This is a genomic window from Arcanobacterium hippocoleae, assembly GCF_031456295.1.
Classification (GTDB): Bacteria; Actinomycetota; Actinomycetes; order Actinomycetales; family Actinomycetaceae; genus Arcanobacterium_A; species Arcanobacterium_A hippocoleae.
This window is the reverse complement of record NZ_JAVDUJ010000001.1, coordinates 1,188,027-1,213,888: the sequence shown is the minus strand read 5'-3', so window position 1 is coordinate 1,213,888 and position 25,862 is coordinate 1,188,027. Positions and strand designations below refer to the sequence as shown.

At 50.0% G+C, this 25,862-nt stretch carries 20 protein-coding genes and 1 tRNA gene; 9 read left to right on the top strand and 12 right to left on the bottom strand.

Annotated elements, in window-relative coordinates:
• Positions 1 to 48 precede the first annotated feature (48 nt).
• Complete coding sequence (locus tag J2S36_RS05165; RefSeq protein ID WP_309956209.1) at positions 49 to 231, top strand: hypothetical protein; 183 nt, start codon at positions 49 to 51, stop codon at positions 229 to 231.
• Here the strand turns inward: J2S36_RS05165 and J2S36_RS05160 are convergent.
• Together J2S36_RS05160 and J2S36_RS05155 are read right to left on the bottom strand one after the other, a co-directional pair.
• A complete protein-coding gene (locus J2S36_RS05160; protein WP_309956207.1) occupies positions 228 to 1,646 on the bottom strand; it encodes an FtsX-like permease family protein in 1,419 nt (472 codons plus the stop codon). The two genes, J2S36_RS05165 and J2S36_RS05160, sit on opposite strands and share 4 nt — an antisense overlap.
• Positions 1,646 to 2,290 carry an ABC transporter ATP-binding protein gene (locus tag J2S36_RS05155; protein WP_309957495.1) on the bottom strand — a complete coding sequence of 215 codons (645 nt, stop codon included), beginning with the start codon at positions 2,288 to 2,290 and terminating at the stop codon, positions 1,646 to 1,648. The genes J2S36_RS05160 and J2S36_RS05155 overlap by 1 nt, the downstream gene beginning before the upstream one ends.
• A gap of 391 nt (positions 2,291 to 2,681) precedes the next feature.
• On the opposite strand from J2S36_RS05155, the gene J2S36_RS05150 reads away from it, so the two are divergent.
• Together J2S36_RS05150 and J2S36_RS05145 are read left to right on the top strand one after the other, a co-directional pair.
• Positions 2,682 to 3,461 carry a sensor histidine kinase gene (locus J2S36_RS05150; protein WP_309956206.1) on the top strand — a complete coding sequence of 260 codons (780 nt, stop codon included), beginning with the start codon at positions 2,682 to 2,684 and terminating at the stop codon, positions 3,459 to 3,461.
• Entirely contained in the window at positions 3,458 to 4,183 is a 726-nt protein-coding gene (locus J2S36_RS05145) for a LuxR C-terminal-related transcriptional regulator (protein WP_309956204.1), read from the top strand. Before J2S36_RS05150 ends, J2S36_RS05145 begins: the two co-directional genes overlap by 4 nt.
• 201 nt (positions 4,184 to 4,384) lie before the next feature.
• Here J2S36_RS05145 and J2S36_RS05140 read toward each other — a convergent pair whose 3' ends face one another.
• A complete protein-coding gene (locus tag J2S36_RS05140) occupies positions 4,385 to 5,122 on the bottom strand; it encodes a phosphoglyceromutase (RefSeq protein ID WP_309956202.1) in 738 nt (245 codons plus the stop codon).
• 291 nt (positions 5,123 to 5,413) lie between these two features.
• Here J2S36_RS05140 and J2S36_RS05135 point away from each other — a divergent pair, with 291 nt between their 5' ends.
• The 5 genes from J2S36_RS05135 to J2S36_RS05115 all read left to right on the top strand — a co-directional run bounded on the left by J2S36_RS05135 (position 5,414) and on the right by J2S36_RS05115 (position 12,953).
• Positions 5,414 to 8,260, top strand: coding sequence for a TIGR03773 family transporter-associated surface protein (locus tag J2S36_RS05135; protein WP_309956201.1), 2,847 nt, complete (start codon positions 5,414 to 5,416; stop codon positions 8,258 to 8,260).
• Positions 8,261 to 8,496: 236 nt separating this feature from the next.
• Positions 8,497 to 8,569: transfer RNA gene (locus tag J2S36_RS05130), tRNA-Thr, on the top strand.
• 309 nt (positions 8,570 to 8,878) lie between these two features.
• Positions 8,879 to 9,805 (top strand): metal ABC transporter ATP-binding protein, encoded by a 927-nt coding sequence (locus J2S36_RS05125; protein WP_309956199.1) that lies wholly within the window; start codon positions 8,879 to 8,881, stop codon positions 9,803 to 9,805.
• A complete protein-coding gene (locus tag J2S36_RS05120) occupies positions 9,802 to 10,605 on the top strand; it encodes an ABC transporter permease (RefSeq protein ID WP_309956197.1) in 804 nt (267 codons plus the stop codon). Before J2S36_RS05125 ends, J2S36_RS05120 begins: the two co-directional genes overlap by 4 nt.
• Positions 10,606 to 10,859: 254 nt before the next feature.
• Positions 10,860 to 12,953, top strand: coding sequence for a glycoside hydrolase family 3 protein (locus tag J2S36_RS05115; protein ID WP_309956195.1), 2,094 nt, complete (start codon positions 10,860 to 10,862; stop codon positions 12,951 to 12,953).
• A 246-nt stretch (positions 12,954 to 13,199) separates the two neighbouring features.
• Here J2S36_RS05115 and J2S36_RS05110 read toward each other — a convergent pair whose 3' ends face one another.
• From J2S36_RS05110 to topA, 4 genes are all read right to left on the bottom strand, one after another.
• Positions 13,200 to 14,801 carry an alpha/beta hydrolase gene (locus J2S36_RS05110; RefSeq protein ID WP_309956193.1) on the bottom strand — a complete coding sequence of 534 codons (1,602 nt, stop codon included), beginning with the start codon at positions 14,799 to 14,801 and terminating at the stop codon, positions 13,200 to 13,202.
• A gap of 106 nt (positions 14,802 to 14,907) precedes the next feature.
• Positions 14,908 to 16,305, bottom strand: a complete 1,398-nt coding sequence (locus J2S36_RS05105; RefSeq protein WP_309956191.1) for a DNA polymerase III subunit delta' — start codon at positions 16,303 to 16,305, stop codon at positions 14,908 to 14,910.
• Positions 16,302 to 16,961, bottom strand: a complete 660-nt coding sequence (tmk, locus tag J2S36_RS05100; RefSeq protein WP_309956189.1) for a dTMP kinase — start codon at positions 16,959 to 16,961, stop codon at positions 16,302 to 16,304. The genes J2S36_RS05105 and tmk overlap by 4 nt, the downstream gene beginning before the upstream one ends.
• Before the next feature lie 129 nt (positions 16,962 to 17,090).
• The gene (gene topA, locus J2S36_RS05095; protein WP_309956186.1) at positions 17,091 to 19,871 is read right to left on the bottom strand and encodes a type I DNA topoisomerase; all 2,781 of its coding nucleotides are present in this window, start codon (positions 19,869 to 19,871) and stop codon (positions 17,091 to 17,093) included.
• Between the two features lie 323 nt (positions 19,872 to 20,194).
• On the opposite strand from topA, the gene sftH reads away from it, so the two are divergent.
• Complete coding sequence (sftH, locus tag J2S36_RS05090) at positions 20,195 to 22,615, top strand: DNA 3'-5' helicase SftH (RefSeq protein ID WP_309956184.1); 2,421 nt, start codon at positions 20,195 to 20,197, stop codon at positions 22,613 to 22,615.
• 49 nt (positions 22,616 to 22,664) lie between these two features.
• On the opposite strand, the gene J2S36_RS05085 is transcribed toward sftH, so the two are convergent.
• The 5 genes from J2S36_RS05085 to J2S36_RS05065 form a co-directional block, all read right to left on the bottom strand.
• Entirely contained in the window at positions 22,665 to 23,075 is a 411-nt protein-coding gene (locus tag J2S36_RS05085) for an Rv3654c family TadE-like protein (protein WP_309956182.1), read from the bottom strand.
• A complete protein-coding gene (locus J2S36_RS05080) occupies positions 23,072 to 23,431 on the bottom strand; it encodes a TadE/TadG family type IV pilus assembly protein (protein ID WP_309956180.1) in 360 nt (119 codons plus the stop codon). The genes J2S36_RS05085 and J2S36_RS05080 overlap by 4 nt, the downstream gene beginning before the upstream one ends.
• Before the next feature lie 270 nt (positions 23,432 to 23,701).
• Positions 23,702 to 23,932 carry a DUF4244 domain-containing protein gene (locus J2S36_RS05075; protein WP_309956178.1) on the bottom strand — a complete coding sequence of 77 codons (231 nt, stop codon included), beginning with the start codon at positions 23,930 to 23,932 and terminating at the stop codon, positions 23,702 to 23,704.
• A gap of 302 nt (positions 23,933 to 24,234) precedes the next feature.
• Entirely contained in the window at positions 24,235 to 24,915 is a 681-nt protein-coding gene (locus J2S36_RS05070; protein ID WP_309956176.1) for a type II secretion system F family protein, read from the bottom strand.
• Between the two features lie 38 nt (positions 24,916 to 24,953).
• The gene (locus tag J2S36_RS05065) at positions 24,954 to 25,817 is read right to left on the bottom strand and encodes a type II secretion system F family protein (RefSeq protein ID WP_309956174.1); all 864 of its coding nucleotides are present in this window, start codon (positions 25,815 to 25,817) and stop codon (positions 24,954 to 24,956) included.
• Positions 25,818 to 25,862: the final 45 nt, after the last annotated feature.

Below are 25,862 nucleotides of genomic sequence, written 5' to 3'. Positions count from 1 at the left end.
CTTCTATTCTTGCACGAATCGCTCTGTGAAGAAGTGTGAGTTTGGTCTGTGTTGGAAATTTGGTTCAATACCAGTCGGAGATATCCGTCGGTAATTAGCGCTTCGCTGCAGTTGGCAGCGAAAGCAGCGGCATGTTTCACCGGAATGGAATATATGCCGCTGCCAGCTGCCGGGATTGTTTGGTTTTACCGCGGAATAAGTATCGTTGCGGCTGGTCGGCGCCGTGGTTAATCGTTGCGTCGGCTTTGCGCTGTGAGTACCTGCCGTTCAATTGGGATGGTTAGTGCGGCGGCGGCAAAGGTAATTGCAGTGCCCAGCCCGACCATCACAAGCAGGATAATCATATCGCTGCCGATTTGCTGGTTCTTCATGAGCCGATAACTGAAACCCGGCAAGATTCCAACCGCAACTCCGAGCAGTGTAGTAACTGTGTACGGCCAGATAACTTGACGGAGACGGGCTGCTGCAAAAACCCCAAACGGTACGCCGGTATTTATCAGTGCCCGCTGTTCCGGGGCGCGGTCAAATACATCGGAAGCTTGCTGAATCAATGTGCTTACCGCTCCCAGCAGGAGAGTGAAAACAAAGACGATTAAAATTCCGATAGTTATATCATGTTTCGCCAATGCTGCCATTGTTTTCATCGTGTTGTCTGTGATGTTCGAAGCTTCCAGTGAAATAAAACCTCCGGATACTACGAGTGCAGTCACTAATCCAATTAGCGATACGGCGCTCACATTGCGCCATGCGGCACGCGGGTCGTCAATTATCCGACGGGCAGCAAGGAGTTTCGCTGCCCGTTTTGTGAGCAGACCGAAACGTGCCGTGAGCTGAATGAAAAGCGGCCCAGCCACGCTCACGCCGACGATTATCAAAACCATTGCGGCAGCGATGGCGAGAATAGTGTCTCTGGTATTGGCCAAATATCTGGCGTTTATGCTCATAAACACAGTAATTGCAAAAGCTAATGCGGCAGCCAGTACCCCGAACCGCCACCAGCGCAAACTGCGGGGAGAAAAACGGCGGGCCACACCGAGCGGAGAAATGGATACGCGCACTAAACCAAGAAAGGTGGAAAGAGCCGCAAGAAGTGCTAAGAAAAATAAAGTGGCAAAGATTCCCCACCAGGGAAGCAGCATCTCAAATGTGCCAATATGTTTACCTTGGAAAGAAATTAAATGCCATGCCGGCAGTGTAGCTAAATATATTGCGAAGCCAATCGTGAAACCGATTAAGTATTGCACCATCGTCTCAATGAGTGAGAGTTTCTGGATTCGCCATGCCGACATTCCAATCAGGCGCAATGATGCTAAACGCTTTACGCGGCCTTGTGCGCCAAGGCGGGCTGCATCCATGCCGAGTGAAAGAAGCGGTACGACTAACAGCCCAAAGGCAATACAGGACAAAAGTACATATGTTTCCCCGATACCGCTTATTGTGCTGCTCGGGATGTCTAGTGCCTGGGCGATACTGTGATTGGCAGACGGCATCCGCTGCCAAAACATCCACATGCCGCCAAAAGTAGTCAGTGTGAGCAAGCTTGCCGCGGCAAAAGCGATTACTGCAAAGGAATCAAGCAGGGCGGCGCCTTGGTGCATCCGCAGCCGAGCTGCGGTGAGCTGAGCAGCAAAACCAATCGTCTTCATTAAGCCGTCACCTCATTCACTGGGCGGTCGGTGTGTACTAAACCATCACGAATCTCCACTAGGCGCTGGCACCATGCGGCCACTTTAATATCGTGTGTAATAACGATCAGAGTGGCGCCGCTCATTTTGGCAGCGGTGGTGAGAATCTGCATTACTTCATGACCGGTAGCCTGATCGAGGGCGCCCGTCGGTTCATCGGCGAAAACTACGGCTGGAGAACATGCTAAAGCGCGGGCAATAGCCACACGCTGCGCTTGCCCGCCGCTCATTTCACCAGGGCGTTTTCTGCTTTGCTCGCCCACTCCGAGGCGGTTTAACCAATCTGCAGCCGTTTTGTTTGCGGAATTTCTGTTTGCGCCGTTTAACAGCAGCGGAAGTGCGGCATTTTCGCGCGCTGTCAGCTCTGGTACAAGCTGTCCGTCTTGGAAAACGAAACCGAAATGCTGCATCCGGATTCGGGAACGAGCGCTATCGCGGAGGGAACTGATGGCGGTTCCGTTAAAAGAAACTCTTCCGGAACTGGGAGTTAAAATTCCGGAAAGAGTGTGGAGAAGTGTAGATTTTCCAGAGCCGGACGGCCCCATAATCGCCACTTGTTCCCCTTTACGAATCGATAAGTCAATCCCGGCAAGTGCGTGCACCATACCGAAATTTTTTGTCACACCAACAGCTTGCAGGAGCACGGAAGATGTTTCATGATTGCCGACGGCAGAATTTTCTGCAGCAGAGTTTGCATCTGAATTATGAATACTGTTTACCTGTATTGAATCGTTCATACTTCTATTTAACCGTGTTGATTTGGTGATAATGCTGGTGCTGTCTCCCGAATTTGGGTAGAGCTGGGTCTACCTTTTGTATCCGCACTGTTTATTGCAGTGCCGAAGAGATACGGATGCGGATAAACTTGGATTGGCAGCCGCGGGTGCTTGCGGATAAAGTACTTGCAGACAAAAGGGGCCGATCTCCTCGCGTTTCAATGCAGCAGATGTGTTAGATGCAGTAAATATATTAGATGTAGTAGATACAGAGTGCGATATGCTTTTTCAACGGAAAACAACAGCAGAGCAGATTAGTGAACTTCGTGCTTCACGGAGGGAAATAGTGCGTGCTTTTGAGATTGAACGCCGCCGTATCGAACGTGATTTGCACGACGGAGCACAGCAGTACATTGTAGCGGCGAATATGGCATTGGGGGAGGCGCAGCTAATCTTGCAGATGTGTCTGGAAAAGACGGAGAAAGTGCTGGCGGATTCCGGTACTGTTCCAGATTCTTCTGGTGATTCGGTTAATGCGGTTGATGCGGTTAATGCGCAATTGCATGAGCTTTCACGTATTTTGTTCCGGGCGCAGGATGCTGGCGAAGAAGGTTTGCGGAGCCTGCGGGCTGCTGTGAACAATATTCATCCGCATGTGTTATCGAATGTTGGGCTTGAAGTGGCGGTACGTGCGGCAGCAGAATCGAGTCCGGCGGCGGCGCAGGTGGTTGCACCGCATCCGCTGCCGTTAATGCCCGACGGGGTAGCTGCGGCTGCTTATTTCTTTGTTTGTGAAGCTCTTACTAATGTTGCGAAATATGCTCCTTCGGCCCGCGCAACGATTCTGCTTGCTGCAGATAAAACTTTGCATGTTTCCGTGGTTGATGACGGACCGGGCGGAGCGAAAATCTCGCCTGGGCATGGTCTTGCTGGTTTGCGTGAGCGTTTAGCTGCTTTCGGCGGAGATTTACGCTGTGATTCCCCGCAGGGCGGACCGACCACAGTGGCGGCATCAATTCCGTTGTTACTTGAACCGGGAGAAAGCGGGATTGTACGGTGAAGCTTTTTATTGCAGATGATGCGGCTCTGATTCGTGAGGGTTTGAGCGGAATTCTTGAGCGGACGGGACATGAGGTTGTTGGACATGCGCAAGATGCGGTGCAGCTGCGCTCGCGGATTGGCGCACTGCTGAACGCTGGTGAAGAGATTGATGTGTTGGTTACCGATGTGCGAATGCCGCCGGAAATGCGGGATGACGGACTGCGGGCTGCAGCGGATATCCGTCGTGATTTTCCGCAGTTGGGAGTGATGGTTCTTTCACAATATGTTGCTCCGGCATATGCGAGTGTGCTTTTTCATGACGGAATAAGTTCGGCAGGGGGAAGCAGCAGTTTTTCGCGTTTTCCTGGATCTTTTCCGTATGGTGCGCAAGGCGGACTGGGATATTTGCTGAAAGACCGCGTGGCGCGCGTTGGAGACTTTATCAGATCTCTGGGGATTGTGGCTGCTGGCGGGGTGGTTGTTGATCCGGAAATTGCTGCAGGATTGGTGCAGGGGAAAAGCGGTGCTTTGGGAAAGCTTTCTCCGCGTGAACGTGAGGTGTTGGAGTTGATGGCGCAGGGGCTTTCCAATACTGATATTGCTGAGCAGCTTTATCTTTCCGGAGCTGCTGTTTCAAAACATGTGGCGAACGTATTCCTCAAGTTGGGACTTGCTCCGGGAGAAGAAAATCGGCGGGTGCGCGCTGTGCTTGCATATCTTACAGCGAGCGGCGTGGTCTAATCTGTGCAGCTGCAGCGTGTGTGAACTGGGTAGAGTGTGGCGAACCGGCCAAAATCGACCCAACTAAAAAGGTTCCGCACATTTTGTTCGAGCTGCGGGTGTATGTAATACGAAGAGCCGATAAAACAGAGTGCTGCCGATAGTTTTAGCTATCAGCAGCACTCTGGATATTGCGATGATTACTCATCGTGACTTATTAATTTACTTACCTTGATTGGCAACTGCAGCAATCTTTGCTTCAGCTTCCGGATCGAGATAGGTGCCGCCCTTTTTGACTGGCTTGAGGGTTTCTTCATCTAGTTCATATACGAGCGGTACGCCGGTTGGGATGTTTACGCCAGCGATATCGTCGTCGGAAATCTCGTCGAGGTGCTTGACAATTGCGCGCAGTGAATTACCATGAGCAGCAATCATTACCGTCTTGCCGGTCTTAATTGCCGGTACGATGGTTTCTTCCCAGTAAGGGAGGAGGCGCTCCAGTACGTCTTTCAAGCATTCGGTAGCTGGGATTGGTTCGCCTGCATAGCGTGGATCGGAATCTTGCGAGAATTCGCTGCCAGCTTCGATTGCTGGCGGTGGAACATCGTAGGAACGACGCCACTGCATGAACTGATCTTCACCGTATTCGTCGCGAATTTCTTTCTTGTTCTTCCCCTGAAGGGCACCGTAGTGACGTTCGTTTAAACGCCAATCGCGCTCGACTGGGATCCAATGCCGGTCAGCAGCGTCAAGTGCAAGATTTGCGGTCATGATTGCGCGGCGCAGCATTGAGGTGAAAAGCAGATCTGGGAATACGCCAGCTTCCTTCATTAACTCGCCGCCGTGTGTGGCTTCGGCGCGCCCAGTTTCTGAAAGTGGTACATCCACCCAGCCGGTGAAAAGATTCTTTGCATTCCATTCGCTTTGTCCGTGGCGAAGAAGCACGAGTTTATAAGTCATATTCACTTCCCTTGAGTATTTCGTAGTGGGAATGCGCCTTGATATAGCGCACTTAAGAACATTCTATCGTGTTGGCTGGTTTAGCTAAAGGACGAAGGGGAATCATTTTCTTATTATCAGGTTTGAGTTGGGAGGAAAACTGGCGCAATACAGTTTTAATGAGATCTGTTCTTAAAAAAGAAACGAATCCCACAAAGCTTCTTGTTGAGAAAGAGTCCCAATAAGATAGTATTGATTATTGAAATGGAAAACTATCCGCTTTGGATACTTTGGAACACTGGAAAGATTCACATGAGCTTTGCAACCGCACTAGTAAAAACGCATGGCAGCGAGCAAAAGCGCGCCGCTGGCAAAATCTTCCTCTCCTTATTTGCTGCGCTCGTCCTCGCTTTTGCGCCGCTTACCGCGCAAGCTGCGGAAAAGCGCGTTATCGATAGTGGTCATACAGATGGTTTTTACGTCGATATTACTGGCGCTAAACCTCGTGTAATGATTCGCAATGGGATTAGGAACGATCTTTACAATATGGATTCAACTGAAATTCATATTGCAGATTACTCGTATGTGCTAAGTGAACATTGTCAAGAGGATTACTTCGCATATTTTGATAATAGTTACCTTCCGCAACTGGGTGAAGCAGGGAAAAACGGTTATTACGGTGCGTGTGGTGATGCTAGTGCAGCGCCAGGCATGAGCGCTCCTGGGCAAGAAGAGCTTGGGGCGACGGTGCAGATACAATTCACGAAAGTGGAAGGCCCAGGCAAGATCAGTTTCTATAATAATAATCAGATGGCGGAAGCTGAAGATGGTTCAGATGCGATTTTGCCATTCATGGAGAATGGGAATTTCTATATTGAAGCCGGTGACGTATTAAAAATCCCAGGGCATCAGCATGGGCACTGGTATTTTGAATATGCTGGGTACTATCACCTTACTGGCCGTGCGATTGTGACGAAGAAAGACGGCTCCCGTTCAGTATCCGACCCATTCACGCTCACATACCTGGTTCGGAAAAATAAGCTTGATCAGCGTGAAACGCCGCAGACACGAGTGCTTTCTGAAATTCCAGACACGATTGCTGCGGGAAACTCGGGTAGCGAACCGGAAAATCCGCATTCAGATGCGCCAACTGAGCCAGATGCGCAGCCGGGGGCTGAGGTTCCAGGTAGCACTCCAGGTGACGCCGAGGATGATGGTGTAAATTCGGGAAATGGAAGCGCTGCAGATAGTCCGGAGAAACCCGAAAGTGGCGATGTGTCTCCAGGTGCGCAGTTAGATCCGGTAGATCCTGCCCCTGGCGAAACTGCTGACGAAAACACGATGGGCGAAGATGGTTCAAGCATATTAGACGCAGATCAGCCTGATCCACGCGACGATCAGCTCCAGAAGTGTGTGCCGTCGGGAAATAAGCGCATTGTGCTCAGTCGGGGGCATATTGATCTGTTTAATGTGGTTTCGCAAAACGGAAAATTGGTTTTGAATGCGAAAGATGACACTAGCGGACGTGGTCCAATTGAGCGTCAGCCAGAAGAGGTGATTGTGCATGTAAATTCACATGCGAAGCTAACTCTTCCGACTGGTTTTGCGAATCTGCTTGGACGGAAAGCTAATGCAGATTTCACTGCTCCGATCTACTTCCTTGGTGAAAACGGTGACGATCAAGGTAAAGTTCCATTCCCAGGCTGGGATACGAGCGGGGTGCGTCCAGACTTTGGCGCGATCGATATTGAATTTATGAAAGTACAAGGGCCTGGAGAAGTGTATATGTACACTGCGGGCTTGGGCGCGCCAAGTGCGCAACTTGCTTCGCAAAGTTTTGCAGTGCGCTCAGGAGAAAAAATCCATCAGGCATTTCCAGCTCACGTGCATACAAACTGGATTTTTACCAAGCCAGGTGTTTATACCATGCAAATGCGGGCAGCTGATGCAAGTAATAGTGCACTTACAGATCTCCCAGTAGCTGCAGGGGCGCTGTATACTCCGGGTGCCGGTGCGTCAAATATTGCTACTTACACTTGGTATGTGGGAAGTAATGTTCCGCAGGAATTGATTGATGGGTGCCCAGTGGTGGATCACCCAGTAGATAATAACGACAATGTTGTGGAGAATCCTGCAAGTGAAGATTCAGGCAAGAAAGATCCAGCTGAACTTTCAAACGAAGGGTTGCCGAGCGGGCAAAATGGCGGCGCTGGAAGTGCGCTTCCGCAAAATGGTGTGAACGCGGGAGGCAATGGCAGCGCGCCAAAGCAAGCCGCGCAGCAGCGTTATGTGGATGCAATTTATGCAAGGATAAAGGATGATCGTACGCAGCCAGCAAAGTGGGTTGATCCAACTTCGTTGCCATTTGCAATCGGGAATGCAGGGAGAGCAAAAATGGTGGAAACCGTTGGGCGAATCCCGGCAGGTAGTGATGTGTGGATGATTTCAAGCAGTCAGGTGCAGGGTGTGCCGTGGCTTGGTGTAAATTCGCAGCATCCAACTCTGCTGGCAAAGACTACAGGGCACTTGCGCCTTGCGCTTACATCGTTCTCCGGGCCTGGCGCAATGGAAGTGTTCTACTCCAGTAATTTCGGCGGTGCAGGGCAGCGGATTTTCTCTGGTGGAAACGGTACTGCTGGAGGTGCGATCGTATTGAATCCGAATGTGCATGCGCATCCAAACTGGGTCTTCTCGAAGGCAGGTACGTATCGTGTGGGCGTCACCGTCTCTGCAACCTTAAAGAATGGGCAAAATATCTCGAATCGTACCGTGCTTACTTTCAATGTGGGCAGTGCGAACGGGGTGACGAATGGGCACTTTGATCTTGGAGCTGAAATCGGGCAGGCACTTGTGGGGGCTTCGGGTACTACCAACTTGGGTGGTGCTAAAGGCGGTGTGTTGGCTGCAAAGGCAAATGTACCTTCCCTCAGTAACGGAAGTGGATTGAGTGCAAGTAGTGATCCGTTGAATGGGCAGTCTGGCGTTGGTGCGAAGGCATTGCGTGGTTCGCAGAAAGGCAATTTCAAAGATTCGTTTGATGTAAGTGCAAGCGGGTCGTGGTGGAATACAAATACTCTTCTTGGTGTGATTATTGCACTGCTGCTTGTGAATGCTGCTCTCTCTGGAGTGCGTTTGATGCAAAAACGGAAGCAGAGTTGATCCATCAAGATTTCCATTTAACCTGTTAATCTGTGCGATCTCGGAATTGAGTGAGTGAGAAGATGTGGGCGGGTGAGGAAGTGAAGGTTTTGATTTGTGACGGCTTTCGCGCTCTGATTATTTGAAATTAGTGTGCAAAATTCGGTACATTTATCAAGCTGATTAGTTTCCTCGCCCGCAGCATCTGCTGGTTGATTGGAATCTGGTACTAACCAAATTTTGGTAGTGCAAGGCATGCCGCCTTAGCTCAGTCGGCAGAGCGTCTCACTCGTAATGAGAAGGTCGTGGGTTCGATTCCCACAGGCGGCTCAAATGTGATGTCCCGCGAGATAGGTTCGCCTGTGTCGCGGGATTTTCTTTGTTTTTGCGCTGGGATGTCCGGGCGGGCTAAGCGCCAAACGGGGCTAATACCGGGTTAATGCCCAGAAATTGGGTCTGATGGCGGTGTTTCGTTAGTTTTTGATCCGTCCTTTTCGGATGTTGAGACTGTCTTCCCGGGGGAGGGCAGTGCCAGGGGTATTATTTTCCAGACGGACTTAAACTTCTTGCGAGAACCAATTTTGGACGAATTCAAAATTGATTTTCTGAATGTTGCGGAGCTGGGCGGGGTGAATAGTTGTGAATAATGCTGGCATTTTTCTTAAACTTGAGCATGTTTCTGTTGATTATGGCGGCACACGCCCGGCCTTGTCGGAGATCACGGTAAACTTGCACGGCGGCCGTGTTATTGGTTTGCTCGGGGCGAATGGCGCAGGTAAAACCACGCTGATTAACGTGAGTGCAGGTGTGCGCACGCCAACCTCTGGGAGTGTCACAGTAAAGGGAGGGCCGCTAGGTTGGTGTGCCCAACAACTGATGATCGATTGGTTCGTGAGCATTCGCACCAATGTATGGATGGGAGCCTCCCTCGCCGGTTTACGCGGAGCTGAAGCCTGGAAACGAGCTGATGAGGCGTTGGCAAGTGTCGGGCTCGAAAATGAACCGATCCATGAAACTCCCGAGATTTTGTCTGGCGGTCAGCAGCAGCGCCTCATGATCGCGCGAGTGCTCGCAATGCGCCCGCAGATTATGCTGCTTGATGAACCAACAGTTGGTTTGGACTTGGGGCACATCGCACGTTTGTCGCAAGCGATACATGCCAGCCGTGACCAAGGGAACCTGGTCGTGATTTCTTCGCATGATTTTACTGCGATTGAGTCTCTGATCGATGACGTATTGCTATTGGATGGCGGCATCTTACGCTTTATGGGGACTAAACAAGAATTCGTGACACGGTTTGCGCAGCATGAAAACATCGCGATCGAGCTGGCAGATCCGGTAGCAGATCTTCGCCACCTCGCTCTTCCTCATGATTACAACATCACTATTGATGATGACGGGCGGCATCTCACACTCACAGTTCCGACTGGGACTCCTTTCGGCGGTTTGTTGCGCAGTATCGAAGCCGAAGGAGGCATTGTGAAAGATGTGGTACGCCGCGGAGTGACCTTGGGCGAAGCATTTTTAGCAGCGACCGCAGGCGAGCAGAAGGAGCAGAGCCGATGAGCCAGCGCGCATATAAATCTGAAACCAATGCTGATTCGCGATCCGTGGCATCTTGGTTCCACTCGCTCGCGATTATGATGCGGCTGGAATGGCTCGGAGCCGAACTGCACACCTGGCAGCGTTGGGTGTCCCTGGCGGTATTGCCGATGACATATCTTGGACTGCTCGGTGTTGGGCTTGCCTCCGCCTTTGGGGACGGCACCTACCTCAATTTCGTTGTTCCTGGCGCAATCGTCATGCAAGCTCTCAGCGGTCTGAATAGAGTTGTGGCGCGGACGGTCACTGAACGGCGCTGGGGTCTTGCCGCATTCAAACTGCAATCAGGCGTTCCTAAATCGGCTTATCTGTTTGGTCTGATTTTTCCTGGAATCGCGATATTTGCGGTGCAAGCTCTCATCTTATTGGTCTTTGCGGCGATTCTCGGGGTGCGTTACAGTCTGCTGACGATTGCGGTGATGATGTTCGCTGCCGTGCTGGGCGCGCTCACGTGGAGTCTGTTGAGTTTCGTAGTGGCGTCTGCAGTGCGTAATTATCAGACTCGCGATTTCATTCTGACCATCACGATCATGCCGCTCACTTTTGCGGCTCCCGTATTCTATCCCCTTGATAGTGCGCCGCTTGCACTCAAGATGTTGGCGCTCATCAATCCGCTCACATATCAGGTTCACTTGGTACGCGGTGCCACCTACGGGCAGATCGAAATGCTCCCAGCGTTCGTCTGCCTTGGCACTCTTGTTATGGCTGCAGTAATGGCATTATTTGCCGCTCGGAAAATGCAGGAACTATCTTTCGAAGGATAGAATCCCTCCAGTCCGCAAGGTGCCAGATCCATTCTTGCCCCTCCCAAAAAACGTCGGCTTCACTCGGCTCTGCGTGGCGTTCATTTGAATCCTGCGCTTACACTCGGCGCAACTCGATGTAAGCCTGGCAAATTTACGTATGTAGATATGGATGAAGCCGAAATTGCATTTTGTTGCAAACATCTGTGAGATATAGCGATATGGCCGTCAAAACTGAGAGAATAGAAACGTATGTATCTTGATTGGAGAATGCGATGAAGCAACCAAAATTGGAAGTTCGTGCAAAACAGTTGATTGAAGTTGACGGGCTGAAATTCAAAGATCTCAATGGCAATGGAAAACTTGATCCGTATGAGGATTGGCGGCTTCCATATGCGGAGCGGGTAAAAGATCTTGTGTCACAGATGAATCTCGACGAAAAAGTTGGGATGATGCTGATCAATACGCGCTTCACCGGATATCAGGTGCCTGCAGGGGAGCCTACTTCACACGATGGCATTATTGATGAACGGGTGATCGAAGAAGGCACGAATATTTTTGCGAAACGCAAGATTTGGCCAACTACCCATACCATCAATGAGCTGCACCTGCGGCATTTTATTCTTCGTGATAACTATTCACCAACTAAACTTGCCCGTTGGAACAATGCAATGAATGAAATTTGCGAAGCCTCACGCCTCGGGATCCCTTGTATTTCTACTTCCAATCCGCGCAATGAAAATGCGGAATTCGTATTCGGAATGAACGATGCGATGGGCGTATTTTCCACATTCCCAGCCACAATGGGGATTGCTGCAGCAGTGCTCGGTGAAAAAGCGCTGGGCAAAGATGGGCAGATTTTCTCAGATTTTGCGCAGGCTGCACGGATCGAATGGAATGCTGCAGGTATTCGCAAAGGCTATATGTATATGGCTGACGTAGTTACTGATCCGCGATGGCAGCGGACCTACGGTACTTTTGGTGAAGACCCAGAATTGATCGCTGATGCAATGGAACGTTTTGTTGACGGCTTCCAAGGTGACGAACTTAGCGCAGAATCAATTTCTTTAACTACGAAGCATTTCCCAGGTGGCGGGCCGCGCGAAAATGGTTTCGATCCACACTATAAGGAAGGCAAATGGAACTGCTACCTTACCCCTGGCAGTCTTGAAAAGTACCATTTGCCAGGTTTTCTTGCGGCATTGAAATCTGGATCGTTTATGCCGTATTACTCGGCGCCGTCAATCTCGAAATCAGTAGTGCAAAAGATTGCCGGGCAGGATGTGCCATTTGAGGAAGTCGGTTTCGCATTTAACTGGTATTTGCTTGAAGAAGTTCTCCGGCGCCGTTTCGGTTTCAAGGGATACGTTAATTCCGATTCGGGGATTACCGATAATATGTGCTGGGGTGTGGAAGAGCTGAGTATCCCTGAGCGTTTTGCGAAAGCAATCAATGCTGGCACTGATATTGTGGCGGATACGAATAATGCTCCAGATTTGAAGACGGCAATCGAAAAAGGCTGGATTTCAATGGAACGCGTGGACGAAGCTAATTCGCGGCTACTGCTTGAAATGTTCCAGCTTGGGCTATTTGATGAGCGCACCTATGTAGATGCCGAAGCAGCAGATGAAATTGTGGCAAATTCGCCGGGCTGGGAAAAGGCGAAGGAAGTACATCGCAAGTCCGTCGTGTTGATGAAAAATTCAAATCAAACATTGCCACTTGCTGAAGGCACGAAAGTTTATGTGCAAATGTGGCATAAGAAGCCAGAAACATCCGCGGCAAAGACGGCTGAAGCACGCGAGCAAATTGGAGCAGTGCCAGGATTAGTAATTGTTGATCAGCCTGAGGATGCAGACGCTTTGTTCTTAATGGTCGATCCGCAATCGGGCGATTACTTTAACGCTACGCCGGGCTTGTTGGAACTTACGATTTGTGAAAATAAGCCATTGAAGGCAGTCGATGGCACCGAATATACTGAAACCACTGTTTCTGGGGCGGAAGAATTCCGGCAAATGGCACGCGACGGGCGCGCGCGTGGGCAGAAAGTGATCATTTCGATAAATTACTCTCTGGCGTGGATCATTGATGATATCGAGCCGTTGGCTGATGCCCTGATTGGCTCGTTCCATAGTTTCTTTGACGCACAAGGTGAAGTGATTGCAGGTAAGTTCAAACCGCAAGGTAAACTCCCCATTACGCCTCCGGCTTCGGAAGCCGTAATTGCGGTAGATGAGCAAGGGGTCTGTATCTCACCAAATGATGTGCCAGGTTACGATAAAGATCAATATCTGCCTGTGGGGATGAGCTATGCATATACCGATGCTGACGGAAATGTGTACCGTCTCGGACACGGTTTGACCTACTAATTAACGGGTCTGATCTGGCATTGGAGAGCGTATTGCGGTGCAATATTTCCCGCGTATCGGATTTGTACCGAAAATAGCCTGCGGGGTGCATGAGCAACTAGGAATTTACGGTTTAGTTGCTCATACACCCCGCGTCTTTACTTTTCTCAATAGCGCAGATCGCGCTGCACAGCTATCAATCGTTAGAGGCACCATGCCCTGCTTCGGCAGCAGCTCGCTGGATGAGCAGGCTGCTTAACCGGATTTTTATTTTGCCGGGCAAGTGAGATTTTCTTTTGGCACCGCGCCTGTAAGCAGATAAGAGTTGATTGCATCATCTACGCAAGACGTTGAATGCCCATACGCGGTATGCCCTTCACCTTCCCAGGTGACGAGATACCCATTATCAAGAGTTTGCGCAAATTCTTGTGCCCAAGCATAAGGAGTCGCTGGATCTCCCGTCGTGCCAACAACCACGATCGGTGCGGAGCCTTTCGCTGTGAAAGGTTTGATTTTTTCTTTTGGCTGGTACGCCCAGGCTGCGCAGAGTGCCTCATCGTATTGGGCTGTAGCTCCAAAGATTGGCGATTCTTGCGCCATCTGCGAACTCATTTTCTTCCAGGTAGCCTGATCGCCTGAGAATCCGTAGTCAGCGCAGTTGATCGCCCAATTTGCTTCCATCGAATTATTCTTAAATTCATCGCCTGCTCGCCCAGTGTAGGAATCGAAAAGCAGCAAGAACAATTCCGGATTCTGCTCATTAATCAGGAAATGGAACGCTTTTGACAATGCTGGCCAGGTAGCGTCATCATAGAGCGCCGCAATAATCCCATAAATTAGTGCGGACTGCGTAAGTACACGTTCAGATTCTGCGGCAGGTACCGGCTGGGTGAGAGTCTGCTTCAAAATATAGCTGATCTGTTTTCGCGCATCTTCCACGCTGCCAGTAAAAGGACAATTCCCGTCATGATTTTCAAGGCATGATTTCAAATATGCGTCAAGTGATTTCTCAAAACCTTTCATTTGTGCCAGGCTCTGCTCAAAATTTGATGCCTCGGAAGAAACAGCACCATCGAGCACCATTCTTCCCACATTTTCCGGGAAGAGCTCAGCATACATGCCGCCCAATGAAGTGCCGTAAGAATAACCCAGATAGTAGAGGCGCGGATCTCCAGAAAGATGCCGAATTATATCCATATCACGCGCGGCGCTCGCAGTGCCCACAAACGGGAGCAGCTTCCCTGATTCTTGCTTGCAGCCATTAGCTAGTTTAATCGTATCTTCATGGCTTTTTGCTTCACCTTCCGGAGTATCTGGATAAGATGCTTCGAGCAGGGTGGCGAGTTCGGCATCCGATACACACTGGATTGGCGTAGAATCGCCAACACCACGTGGATCAAAGCCGATAATATCAAAGTGGTTCCGAATCGCAGCTGGGAAATAAAAATTCGCTGCGTCCATCATTTCCAACCCAGAAGCACCTGGACCACCGGGATTTACTAGGAGCGTGCCGATAGCTTCCTGATCAGCTGACCGTTTCTTTAACGCAATTTCCACAGATTCTTGCTGCGGATTAGCATAATCAAGCGGAACTTTAATTTTGCTGCACTGAAATTTTTTACAATCCTCCCAAGCAACTTTTTGCGTATAAAATTCGCTTAACGTATCAGGGATAGCAGGCATTTTTGCTTCGATCGCCCGCGGTGCCGCGACGGAAATTTCGCTTTGCATATTTTGCTGCTCGGCACCTTTATTTGGCGTAGCGCAGGCCGTCATTAGTGAGAGCGTAAGAGCACTCACGATTACGCCAGTGAGTGCACGTTTTGACGTGCGGTGTAAATATTTTTCTTGATTGGGAGAGTTTTGCATATTCCTACCGTATGCTAGTTCGCGCTTTCTTGGCTAGTGCGAAATCTGAGTTGTGGATAATTTGGGTGGTTTTTCGTGTTGGAGAGTTCTTGTTTATTTTGGTTGATCATTCTGGCTGAGTGGCAAGATAGCTTTCGATCAACGCAGATTCGAGAAGTAGCAGTGGGTTTACATAGCTGGTGAGACGTTCACGTGCAGTAGCGATCGCATCCAATACTTTGAGCGTTTGGGTAGATTTGGTAGCATTCGCGCGTTTCGCAATCGAATCTTGAAAATCAGGATTAATCAGCATTGCAGAAGCGCCGAGCTGGATCATCAGCACATCGCGGAAATAACTCAGCAAATATGTGAGTTCACGATCGATCATGTCATGTTGGAGACGGGTTTTACGGCGTTTCTCATCCTCAGCGGCATTACTGATTTGAGCGCGCACCGCCGCTGGGATCTTGCCATTTGGATCAAGACCAAGAGCTTCCATTTTTGCGATCCGGGCTGCTGCTACTGCAGCTTCTTCGCTTGCTTCATGGCTCGATTTCTTTCTTCCCTGTTTTGCCAATGCCGTTGTACTCGTATTTGTGTCTGTGGCAGCAGCTGCAGCAGACTCAGCCTGAGCAAGCATATAGTTGGCATCGGTGAAAGCTTTTGCAGTGATCACGGCATCTCCGATACCACGAATCGATGCAAGTGCCGAAAGTGTGCGAAATCGGAGCGCTTTTGCGCTTTCATCGTGGAGCAATGCGCGCGCAACACCAATATGTGATTGCGCAGCTTGCGCGGCTACCAGGGCAGTTTCAAAATCGATCCCGTCACGCTGCGCAAGCAGCTGGGCGACGGCTTTCGGACTCGGGGTAGCAAGATTAATATTCCGGCAACGCGAACGAATCGTAGGAAGCACATCAGCAGGTGCAGTAGTGCAAAGCATCCACACAGTCTGATTCGCTGGCTCTTCGATTGCTTTTAAGAGCACATTCGTGGTGTTTGTGAGCATCCTATCGGCATCTTCGATAATGAAAATCCGCCAGCTTCCTGATGCGGGAGAAAGATAGGCTTGCGCTACTAAATCGCGGACCTCTTTCGCGCTGATCGTGACGGCATTAGTGGATTTGATTTCGACATCTGGATGGTTCCCCGCCATCACAGCCTTACAACTATTACATTTTCCACATCCAGGCGTATCCGGATCAGTGCATTCAAGCGCAGCAGCGAAAGCCCGTGCCGCCAGCGAGCGCCCTGATCCGGGCGGGCCGGTGATCAACCAGGCGTGGCTCATCGCGGCGAGGTTTACTGCTGCTCCGGCGGCAGTTGCAGCATCGACGGAGAGTGTAGATTGGGGATTGGCTGGTGCCTTTGCGGGAGCGTCAGCTGATGCTTGGTGTAACCGGCTTTCTCGGAGGTGATTTGTGTGCTGCTGTGCTGAGCGGAGCCGTGCGGCATGAGCAGCACGCAGAAATTCGGCGATAGCTGCATCTTGATCAACCAAATCAGTAAATACTTCTGCGCTCATTCTGCCTGCCCTGGTAGTTCGGAAGAATTTTCGCCAGCTTTCGGTAAACCTGCTAATAATGGTGCAACAAGCGCATGGATTTGCGCTGAGATTTGCGCAATACTCTGCTGACCATCAAGGATTTTGATACGTTGCGGATCCGCATCGGCAAGTTGCTTGAATTCTGCGCGTACCCGCTGATGGAAGGTTTCCCCTTCCGCTTCGAGCCGGTCTTGCACTGCTCCAACCCGCTGAGCGCCCTGCGCTACCGGCAAATCAAGCAAAATAGTCAGATCCGGGAGGAGGTCTTCTACTGCCCAAAGTGAAAGTGCGCGGATTTGCTCTTTCGGGAGAGCGCGAGCTGCACCTTGATAGGCGACTGATGAATCAAGATAACGATCAGAGATGACGATCGAGCCGCGCGCGAGTGCTGGACGAATTTTCGTAGCTACATGGTGTGCGCGGTCAGCGGCGTAGAGCAAAGCCTCAGCACGCGCAGTGACACTTCCTCCGTGGAGGAGCATTTGCCGAATCTGTGTGCCGAGATCAGTACCACCTGGTTCACGGGTTATTTCCACGCTATATCCGTGCGCGCTGAGCCAGTCGGCAAGTGCGCGCACCTGCGTTGATTTACCAGCCCCGTCTCCGCCTTCAAAGGAAATGAACAAGCCTGCCATCTTCGATTTCGCCTCACATCTAGTTTTAACTTTGATTATTTAGTTATTCATTCATGAGCACATTCGCACCTGCAGTTTTCGTCCAGAATTACGGGCGGGGAACCGCCTTGCAGCTTCCGATTTTCCGCTTTAATCTGTGCTTGCTGATTTCTTTGTGCGCTGCTTTTTCGCGACTGTCTTTTTTGTGGCAGTCTTTTTTCGTGTGCCAGCCTTTACAGTGCGTTTTGCGCCGTTGCGTTTCTTTGGCCCGCCTTGCTCGGCGATCTTTATTCGCCGCGCTACAAGCAACTCCTGCGCGCGTTGTGCTGTCAGTTGATTGATATCGTCTGAACGTGGCACAGAAGCATTCGTGATCCCGTCTGTGACGTATGGGCCAAACCTGCCGTCTTTCAACAAGATCGGTTTGCCGGATACTGGATCGTCGCCAAATTCTGCAAGCGGCGGTTTAGCAGCTGCACGCCCACGCTGTTTTGGCTGCCGGAAAATTTCTTCTGCCTGAGCAAGCGTGATTTCAAAAATTTGTGCTTCGCTTTCCAATGAGCGTGAGTCTGATCCGCGCTTCAAATATGGGCCATAACGACCATTTTGCGCGGTGATCATCTCTCCCTCAGATTCGCCAACTTCGCGCGGCAATGAGAGCAGTCGAAGAGCGTCTTGGAGCGTCACTGTTTTCGGATCCATAGTGTTGAAAAGTGAAGCGGTACGTGGCTTTGGCTTCGTTTTTGAGACTTTCCCGGTGGGGGTGAGCTGCACTGCATCCGCAGGAAGAACCTCGGAAATATAAGGGCCAAACCGTCCGTCTTTCACCACCAGATCATATCCTGTTGCAGGATCTTGCCCAAGCACGCGATCGTCTTGCAGCGAATCAGCCAAAATTTCTGCTGCTTTTGCAGCAGTCAGCTCATCTGGAGCAATATCGTCTGGTACTGATGCGCGCCGGCCTTCGCTGCCGTCAGCGTTAGTTTCTGAAAGATATGGCCCATATCTGCCATTACGGACGGCGATCCCGTTGCCAATCTCAATCGTATTCAGTGCGCGGGCATCAATATCGCCAAGTCCCTCAACTTGCTCGGAAAGCCCTTTGCCGGTTACTACGCCGTCAGCATTCACCCCGAAATAGAAGTCTTGCAAGTATTCTTTGCGGTCAAGCTGCCCGGCGGCAACACGGTCAAGATCATGTTCCATATCGGCAGTAAAATCGTAATCAACCAAATCTGGCAGATTCTCTTCCAGCAACCGCACGACAGAGAAAGCCAGCCAGGTGGGGACTAATGCCTGCCCGCGCCGATGCACGTACCCACGATCAGTGATCGTGGAAATTGTGGCAGCATAAGTGGATGGACGCCCAATTCCACGTTCTTCCAAAGTTTTTACCAGTGAAGCTTCAGTGTATCTTGGCGGTGGTGCCGTCTCATGCCCTTCAGCTGTGCCAGAAACTGCGTTGATCAGCTCACCTTGCGTTAATTCGGGCAGCCGCGATTCGGTCTTCTCTTCATAGCGCTTTACGTCTTTGCCTTCTTCATAGGCAGCAAGGAAACCTGGAAAAGTAATTACTGTGCCTGATGCGGAGAATACGGCTGCGCTTAATGCGCGGGAACTATCTGGAGCAACTTGTATATTTGCCACTTCAGTAGAAATTTTTACTGATGCCGTCATGCCTGTGGCATCTTCCATCTGAGATGCGATTGTGCGTTTCCAGATCAGTTCATAGAGGTCAAATTCTCTTCCGGTAAGCGCTCCTTGCACTTCTGCTGGTGTCCGGAAATGATCGCCAGCAGGGCGAATCGCTTCGTGGGCTTCTTGCGCACCTTTCGATTTTGTCGCGTAAATCCGTGGCTTTTCCGGCAGTGAAGCAGATCCGTAAAGTTCTTTAATTTGTGCCCGTGCTGCTGCGATAGCTTGCGTACTTAGATTCACAGAATCAGTACGCATATAAGTAATGTACCCGTTTTCGTAGAGCGACTGGGCGAAGCGCATCGTGTCACGCGAACTGAGTCGGAGCTTCCGTGAGGCTTCCTGCTGCAAAGTGGAAGTAGTAAACGGGGCTGCTGGCCGGCGACGGTAGGGTTTCGTTTCGAGGGAGTTGATGTGCGCAGGCGTTCCCTGCAGGGCTGTCGCGATCTCTTTCGCCAGGTGGGCGTCAAGAATAATTACGCCGTCTTTTTCAGCCTTCTCTTTCAGCTTTCCAGCGTCATCAAAATCTTTGCCGACGGCAATGCGCTGAGTCTGCCCAGATGTATCGCTAAGCGCGGTGAGTTTGGCTGTGAAATCAGTATTTTCTTTCTGGAAAGTAGCCGTCACGTCCCAATAGTTTGCTGCTGTGAAAGCCATCCGTTCGCGCTCGCGTTCGACTACGAGACGTGTAGTTACTGATTGCACTCGCCCAGCTGAAAGAGATGGCGCGATCTTCCGCCACAAAAGTGGGGAAACCTCATATCCGACGAGCCGGTCAAGAATTCTGCGAGATTCTTGGGCGTCTACAAGCTGTGTATCAAGTTCTCGGGTGTTTTCCAGTGCACGGTTGATTGCTTCTCGCGTGATTTCATGAAAGACCATTCGCTTCACTGGCACTTTTGGTTTCAAAGCCGCGAGGAGATGCCAGGCAATTGCTTCTCCTTCGCGGTCCTCGTCAGTAGCCAGATAGAGTGTGTCGGCGTCTTTCAGGAGCTTTTTTAATTCGCTGACTTTCTTCTTTTTATCAGGGGAAACAACATAATATGGGGTGAATCCGTCTTCGATATTGACGGCAAATTTCCCGAAGGGCCCTTTTTTCATTTCTGGAGGCAGATCTGAAGGCTTGGGCAAATCGCGGATGTGCCCAATGCTGGCTTCTACCTTGTAATCTTCGCCAAGGTAATTCGAGATTGTGCGAGCCTTCGCAGGAGACTCCACTATCACTAATTTACTCACGTTGTATTCCTTGATTTTACTTATTCTTTAGATTTTTAGCTGTTGTATAGTAGATTTATTCGTTGATAAACGGTGTTTTTGCATCAATCCATGATTCACCAAAAGAGATTTAACTCCTTTCGGGAGCTCATCTCAATACCGTACAAATATATCTGCCTATACCGTATTAATATATGTGTGCTGAGCGAAAAGCAAACAGAAGTGATTTTTTCTTACTTTTGCAATATCTATTTGCTTTGATCAGAGATGTTTTCACAGTTTCCGAAAGCTTTGTTTGCATCATCGCAAAGATGAAAATAAATATCGGCGACGAAGGATAGTTGATGGTAAGTTACATAAAACTCATCGAACAATACGGTGCTGCACAGATTGCCGAGCATCTCGTGATTCCTCCGCGTGCTGGATGCCATGCTGATTGGCCGCAATGGGTGCCAACGCAATTGCGTACAGCGTTGATCGCTGAAGGTGTGGAAAAGCTTTGGACGCATCAGGTACTTTTCGGTGAACTGCTGCAAATGGGGCAGCATACGGCACTTGCCACTGGTACTGGTTCAGGTAAATCCTTGGCAGTTTGGGTGCCAATATTGGCACAAATGATGCAGCAAAATCATGAAAATACTTCCTTGCAGCAAATCGCTCGCAGACCAACTACGTTATATTTGGCACCAACAAAGGCGCTTGGGAAAGATCAGGAGAATGCGCTGCAGAATATTGTGCAAAGTGTGCGTGAGCATCATGATGGAAAAGTAAATTTGCCGTTACTGGCGACCATTGATGGGGATGCTGATTCGCAATTGCGTGCCTGGGCGCGCGACTACGCTGATGTGATTTTTTCTAATCCCGATTTTCTACATTTTGCGATCCTTCCAAATCATGAGAAATGGGCGCGTTTTTTCCGTTCGTTATCGACGATAGTTATCGACGAATTTCATCACTATCGTGGTAACTTCGGTGCAAATGTGGCATTGATTCTGCGCCGGCTGATGCGGATTGCATACTACTATGGGGCATCTCCAAAAGTTGTCTTCCTTTCTGCTACTTCGCCAGATCCGGAAGCTGTGGCGCAGCGGTTTCTCGGTTCTGCATTTGGGCCGGTATTTGCCGTCAGTGATGACGGAAGTCCGCGCGGGCAAAGAGATATTTATACTTTACGTTGCCGTCAGATTCCGCAAGTTCAAGAAACTGAAGCGGTTTTGCCATCGCAGTGGGAGCAAGGATTTTCTGAGCCGATCCTGCACGATGCGAAGCCTGATCAGGTAAAGCGACGTGATGCAATTGTTGAGGCAGGTGAGCTCACTGCCGTCTTAGTGGCAGCAGGGGCGCAGACGCTTACCTTCGTACGCTCCCGGGCAGCTGCGGAGAGAGTGGCTGAAATGGCGCAATCTTTTTTGGGTGAAAACGCTCCGCACTTGGTTGGCAGTGTTGGCGCATATCGGGGAGGTTATCTTCCTGAGGAACGGCGTGCCTTGGAGATGGGCTTGCGCAGTGGAGATATTCGGGCATTGGCAACTACATCCGCGCTGGAGCTGGGGATCGATATTTCTGGGCTTGATGCTGTGATTGTTACGGGATGGCCCGGCACAATGGCATCATTTCAGCAGCAGATCGGGCGTACTGGCCGTGCTGGTGCAGCTGGGGTAGCTGTGTTTATCGGTCGAGATGATCCACTTGATCAATATCTTTTAGATCATTCACAATTACTTGCTCAAACGCCTACGGAGATGAATGTATTTGATCCAAATAATCCATGGATCCTCCCTTCACATCTGTGTGCAGCGGCAGCTGAGTTGCCGCTATCGGAAACTGATTTAGTTGTGTTCGGTCTTGCTGATCAAAAACTTTTCACGCAGCTGACGAGCCAGGAATTACTGAAATCTCGTCCGCAAGGATGGTATTGGAATATGTCTTTGAAAGTGCGTGCACACGATTTGGTAGATTTGCGTTCACAATCACATACCATTTCGATTATTGACGGGGAATCAGGGGCTTTGCTTGGTACTGTATCGCAGGCGCAAGCAGATACCACCGTTTATCCCGGCGCGATCTATGTGCATCAGGGGCAGCCATTTAAGGTGGATGCGCTTGATGGGGAAATCGCTGTGGTGCATCAACATCGCGAAGAAGAGATTCGCACCTATGCGCGCAAGCGGACAAGCGTGCGCATTGAACAGGTGGCTATAGCGCGAGAGTTTTCTCTCGGGACGCTTTGTACTGGCTCTGTACGTGTGGAAACTCAGGTCATTGGTTATGACGTGCGCCGCACGCGAGATGGGATGTATCTGGGATACGTGCCTTTAGATCTACCGATTCGTGAATTCACTACTAGTGGCACCTGGTTTACCGTGAATGAAAATGCATTATTCGCACAAGGTTTGCCAGCTGCAAATCTGCCGGGTGCTTTGCATGCTGCCGAGCATGCAATGATTGGTTTATTGCCTTTATTCGCTGCCTGCGATCGATCGGATCTCGGCGGGCTCTCGACGGCTTTGCATCCAGATACGAATGCGCCGACGGTGATTATTCATGATTCGCTTGCGGGTGGATCTGGGTGTGCCTTGCGCGGCTTTGCTATTTGCGAAGAATGGGTAGCGGCAACGATCGAGTTACTTCAGAATTGCCCATGTAAATATGGCTGCCCAAGATGTGTCCAGTCTCCAAAATGCGGAAATAACAATGAACCATTATCGAAATCAGGAGCACAACAGGTTTTAGAAATTTTGCTGCCCGAATTTTCTCAGCTGTAGCTTTGGTATATCAGCTGGAAGATGTGTGCTTGGCGAGTATTGGTGAGTACTATTTTTCGACAGGGCCGGCGCGTGAGTCTGCAGTGATTCTTCGTGTGAGAAAAGGTAATAGTTGCTGATATTCGGCTTTGATCAGTACATCTTCTTCCATGATTTTACAGCTGCTGATTTTCACGCTCTGTTCCGCATCTGCACTTACAAGAGTTTTTACACGGCTGCAAATTTGTGTTAGTTCTGCACCGTTTTGGATCAATTGTGCGCCAGAAATAGCTGCCAGGTCGGCGTAGTTTTGGGTGCGTGAAAGTTGGCTGGGAATGCTGAGATATTCGGTTGTAAGGATTCCAAGGAAAGCAATGATCAAGATCGCAACCGCGACGGTAAGTGTGGCCATTCCGCTTTCCAATTTTGCCCAGACGATATTTTTGCGTGCCAAACTATTGCATGATCGGTAATGGTTCATGGTTCTAATACCACCGAATGTTTTGCAGTGAAATCCCAATCAATGAGTGCAAAGATTCCGGTGCCTGGTTTGGTGACGGAGATTGATGCGGTATCGCCATGTTTTTCAATTATCACTTTTGCCTCAGCTCCAGCGCTTTCTTGCGCGATTTTAATCGCCTCTTGTGGTTGTTTACCAAGAGCATAAGCGCGTGCTGCTTCACGGGCGCCATCACTGACGAGGCCAATATTGACAGATTGGATCACAGCGCTCATCATCAGCAGGCCAATACCTAAGAACACCGGGAGCGTGAGCGCAAATTCTGCTGAGACCATTCCTGATTCAGATTTTTTCCGAAGCTGATCTAGATTCAGCATTTGGTTTCCTTTCATTGGAAGTAGCTAAAGATGGGTAGTAATTGCGTGGTTTTACTACGGGCAAAGAGTTCGTGAAATGAGAATCACCAGGAGCCCTTCACCCGCAGCAAAACGAACGCTGTATTTTGTGGTTACTTCTCACTGCAAGACCGATATTGTGCTGTTTGATGTGAATCAGCTGTCAAATAGTTATGGAATCAGCTGACGATTGGGAGGATTTGTGGACTGCTATTTTTCGGCGCGAGAGAAGCTAATTATGAAAATCCACGATTAGAGGTAGCTGGAAATTAGTTCCTTGAATAGATTACCGATGAGGTCTTGCAGCCATTCTTGTTGTGAGAGCCAAATCAGAATGCCGGCAATACCAGTAGTGGCAACGGTTCCCAGAGCGTATTCTGCCGTCACCATGCCGTGTTCAAAATTTCGATCAAGCGTTAAATCCTGTCGATTCACTTTGCCAGTGTGCTTGCCAATAAATGCGCGTAACTTACGAATAGACATAGTGTGTTCTCCTTTTTATTGTGACCCTTTTGGGTCAGTTGGTGTCTATTTGCCAGGAATCTCGAAAATGCAGTTGATTTTGTTTTCCAAAAACGTGATCCGCTGCTATTTCGAAAGACTCTGCGGCGTCATCGGCGATGACTTTTTAAGAATCTCGCATTATGCAAATCTACGTTTAGATCTGAAGCCTGCCTGTGGAAGTACAGGTTACGTTTTTCCGAAGTGGAAAAGTGAAAATCATTTTCTGGCAGCAACATTTTCGGTAGTTGAATGAAATGGGCATTCCAGCTTAAAGTTCCCGCTTAAAAAAGGTGCTTCGCAGCTATTACTACGATCGGTACGATGCCAATAAAAATGAATGCTGGCAAAAAGCAAAGTGCAAGTGGCGCTACCAGGCGTGCACCAAGCCGGGCTGCTGCTTCATTTGCCCGGCTTTGCTGAGTTAAACGCAGGATCGCGCTCGTGCGTTCAAGAAGTGGTACTGGAGCGGCACCGTCTTCCCATGCTGGTGCAAGTATGTCAGAAAGGATCGCATATTTCTTGCTCACTCCTTCCCACGCTTCAGCCCAAGTAGCGCCCATCAAAAGACTTTTTGCTACTTGATCTAAAGTGCGTTCCTGCTTGTTTTGCAAGCGAAGAGCACTGCGTGAGCGCTTGTTTCCGAGACGTGAGGGAGTTTGCCGAAAACGATTATTTTGTGCATTTTGCTGCTCACTGAGCGAATTATGTGGAGCGCCTAAACTCATCTCTACTGCGCGCAATGCGGCTGGGATTGCCATCCCGGTATTTAGCGCGGCAGCCGTCAAATCGACAATTGTGACCTGTTCGATCGCGCTGCGTTCTGATTTTGGCAGAAACAATTTTCCAAATCGGGTGCGGAAAAACCATGCGCGAAATGCGTGAAAATAAGTGAGTGCAATTGGCGGGGCGTAGGCCAGCGCAGCGAAAATTGCTACTAATGAAATGAAGAGTTGCTCAAGCATGACGGGTTCCTTATCTAGATAGTTACAGTAATGTGTCTTTAGTGTTCTCCCGTCAGGGCTTGTGCAATCAAAAACCGGACGTAACAGATACCGGCGAGCTCAAATATGATGCCGATGCTGAGGCAGATATTTCCCAGAAAACTGTGAACTAAAAAGTCTGGTACGTTGATCCCGAGCGCAAGTCCGAAAAAGATCCCGATCACTGGCAGTGCCGCAAGCATCCGGGCGGAAGCTACTGGTCCGGCCAGTGCTGTGCGCCGTGCAGCTCTTGCTTCACTTGCTTCGGTTACTCCGCGTGCACAAGAATCAAGTACTTGCGCCATCGGGGCCCCAGCGCGATATCCAAGACGGCAGACAGCGAATGTGGCTGGAAGTGCTTCAATAACGTGTCTTGGAATACCAAAACGGATCCGCTGAAAACGATTTGCGGACCAGATCGCACGTAACGCCTGCGGTACACCGTCAGCATCGAGCACGGGTGGGTGTGCATGGAAGGATGCGGAAAAATTTCGGATCTGCATGCTCTCCGCCTGCATTTTTGGCTGATCGTCGGAAGTGTGAGCGATCTCGGGAGTTTGCTTTAACGGCAGCCCAAGTAGCCCGGTGTGCGCAAGTGTTTTCTCCCATGCAGATTCCAGCATTGCTCCAGAGCGTAACCGGGTAGAGACCTCCGTCAGGATCATTCCCAGATCCAGGAACCGAAAATTATGTGCGCGAAATTTTCGTATTTTTTGCGTGCCCCAAAAGTGTGCTTTGCCTGCTGTGTGTGCTTGCCAGTCAGCGCTGGCTACTCCTTTTCGGGTGTGTGGATTTTGCTGCCGTAATTTTTTGCTGCGTTTTGGGCGGCGCTGCAATATAAAGATCGCCCATGCCAATGTAAGCAGTTCAAGAGTGAGTAACATGTGGTTTCCTGAAATTTCATCTTGCAGACCCGCAGACCTGCAGAA

What these genes read in the sequence shown, in the direction of transcription:
- J2S36_RS05160 (WP_309956207.1), bottom strand. Translation starts at nt 1,646, where the DNA reads ATGAAGACGATTGGTTTTGCTGCTCAGCTCACCGCAGCTCGGCTGCGG.
- J2S36_RS05155 (WP_309957495.1), bottom strand. Translation starts at nt 2,290, where the DNA reads ATGGTGCACGCACTTGCCGGGATTGACTTATCGATTCGTAAAGGGGAA.
- J2S36_RS05150 (WP_309956206.1), top strand. Translation starts at nt 2,682, where the DNA reads ATGCTTTTTCAACGGAAAACAACAGCAGAGCAGATTAGTGAACTTCGT.
- J2S36_RS05140 (WP_309956202.1), bottom strand. Translation starts at nt 5,122, where the DNA reads ATGACTTATAAACTCGTGCTTCTTCGCCACGGACAAAGCGAATGGAAT.
- J2S36_RS05135 (WP_309956201.1), top strand. Translation starts at nt 5,414, where the DNA reads ATGAGCTTTGCAACCGCACTAGTAAAAACGCATGGCAGCGAGCAAAAG.
- J2S36_RS05120 (WP_309956197.1), top strand. Translation starts at nt 9,802, where the DNA reads ATGAGCCAGCGCGCATATAAATCTGAAACCAATGCTGATTCGCGATCC.
- J2S36_RS05115 (WP_309956195.1), top strand. Translation starts at nt 10,860, where the DNA reads ATGAAGCAACCAAAATTGGAAGTTCGTGCAAAACAGTTGATTGAAGTT.
- J2S36_RS05110 (WP_309956193.1), bottom strand. Translation starts at nt 14,801, where the DNA reads ATGCAAAACTCTCCCAATCAAGAAAAATATTTACACCGCACGTCAAAA.
- J2S36_RS05105 (WP_309956191.1), bottom strand. Translation starts at nt 16,305, where the DNA reads ATGAGCGCAGAAGTATTTACTGATTTGGTTGATCAAGATGCAGCTATC.
- tmk (WP_309956189.1), bottom strand. Translation starts at nt 16,961, where the DNA reads ATGGCAGGCTTGTTCATTTCCTTTGAAGGCGGAGACGGGGCTGGTAAA.
- sftH (WP_309956184.1), top strand. Translation starts at nt 20,195, where the DNA reads ATGGTAAGTTACATAAAACTCATCGAACAATACGGTGCTGCACAGATT.
- J2S36_RS05085 (WP_309956182.1), bottom strand. Translation starts at nt 23,075, where the DNA reads ATGAACCATTACCGATCATGCAATAGTTTGGCACGCAAAAATATCGTC.
- J2S36_RS05080 (WP_309956180.1), bottom strand. Translation starts at nt 23,431, where the DNA reads ATGCTGAATCTAGATCAGCTTCGGAAAAAATCTGAATCAGGAATGGTC.
- J2S36_RS05075 (WP_309956178.1), bottom strand. Translation starts at nt 23,932, where the DNA reads ATGTCTATTCGTAAGTTACGCGCATTTATTGGCAAGCACACTGGCAAA.
- J2S36_RS05070 (WP_309956176.1), bottom strand. Translation starts at nt 24,915, where the DNA reads ATGCTTGAGCAACTCTTCATTTCATTAGTAGCAATTTTCGCTGCGCTG.
- J2S36_RS05065 (WP_309956174.1), bottom strand. Translation starts at nt 25,817, where the DNA reads ATGTTACTCACTCTTGAACTGCTTACATTGGCATGGGCGATCTTTATA.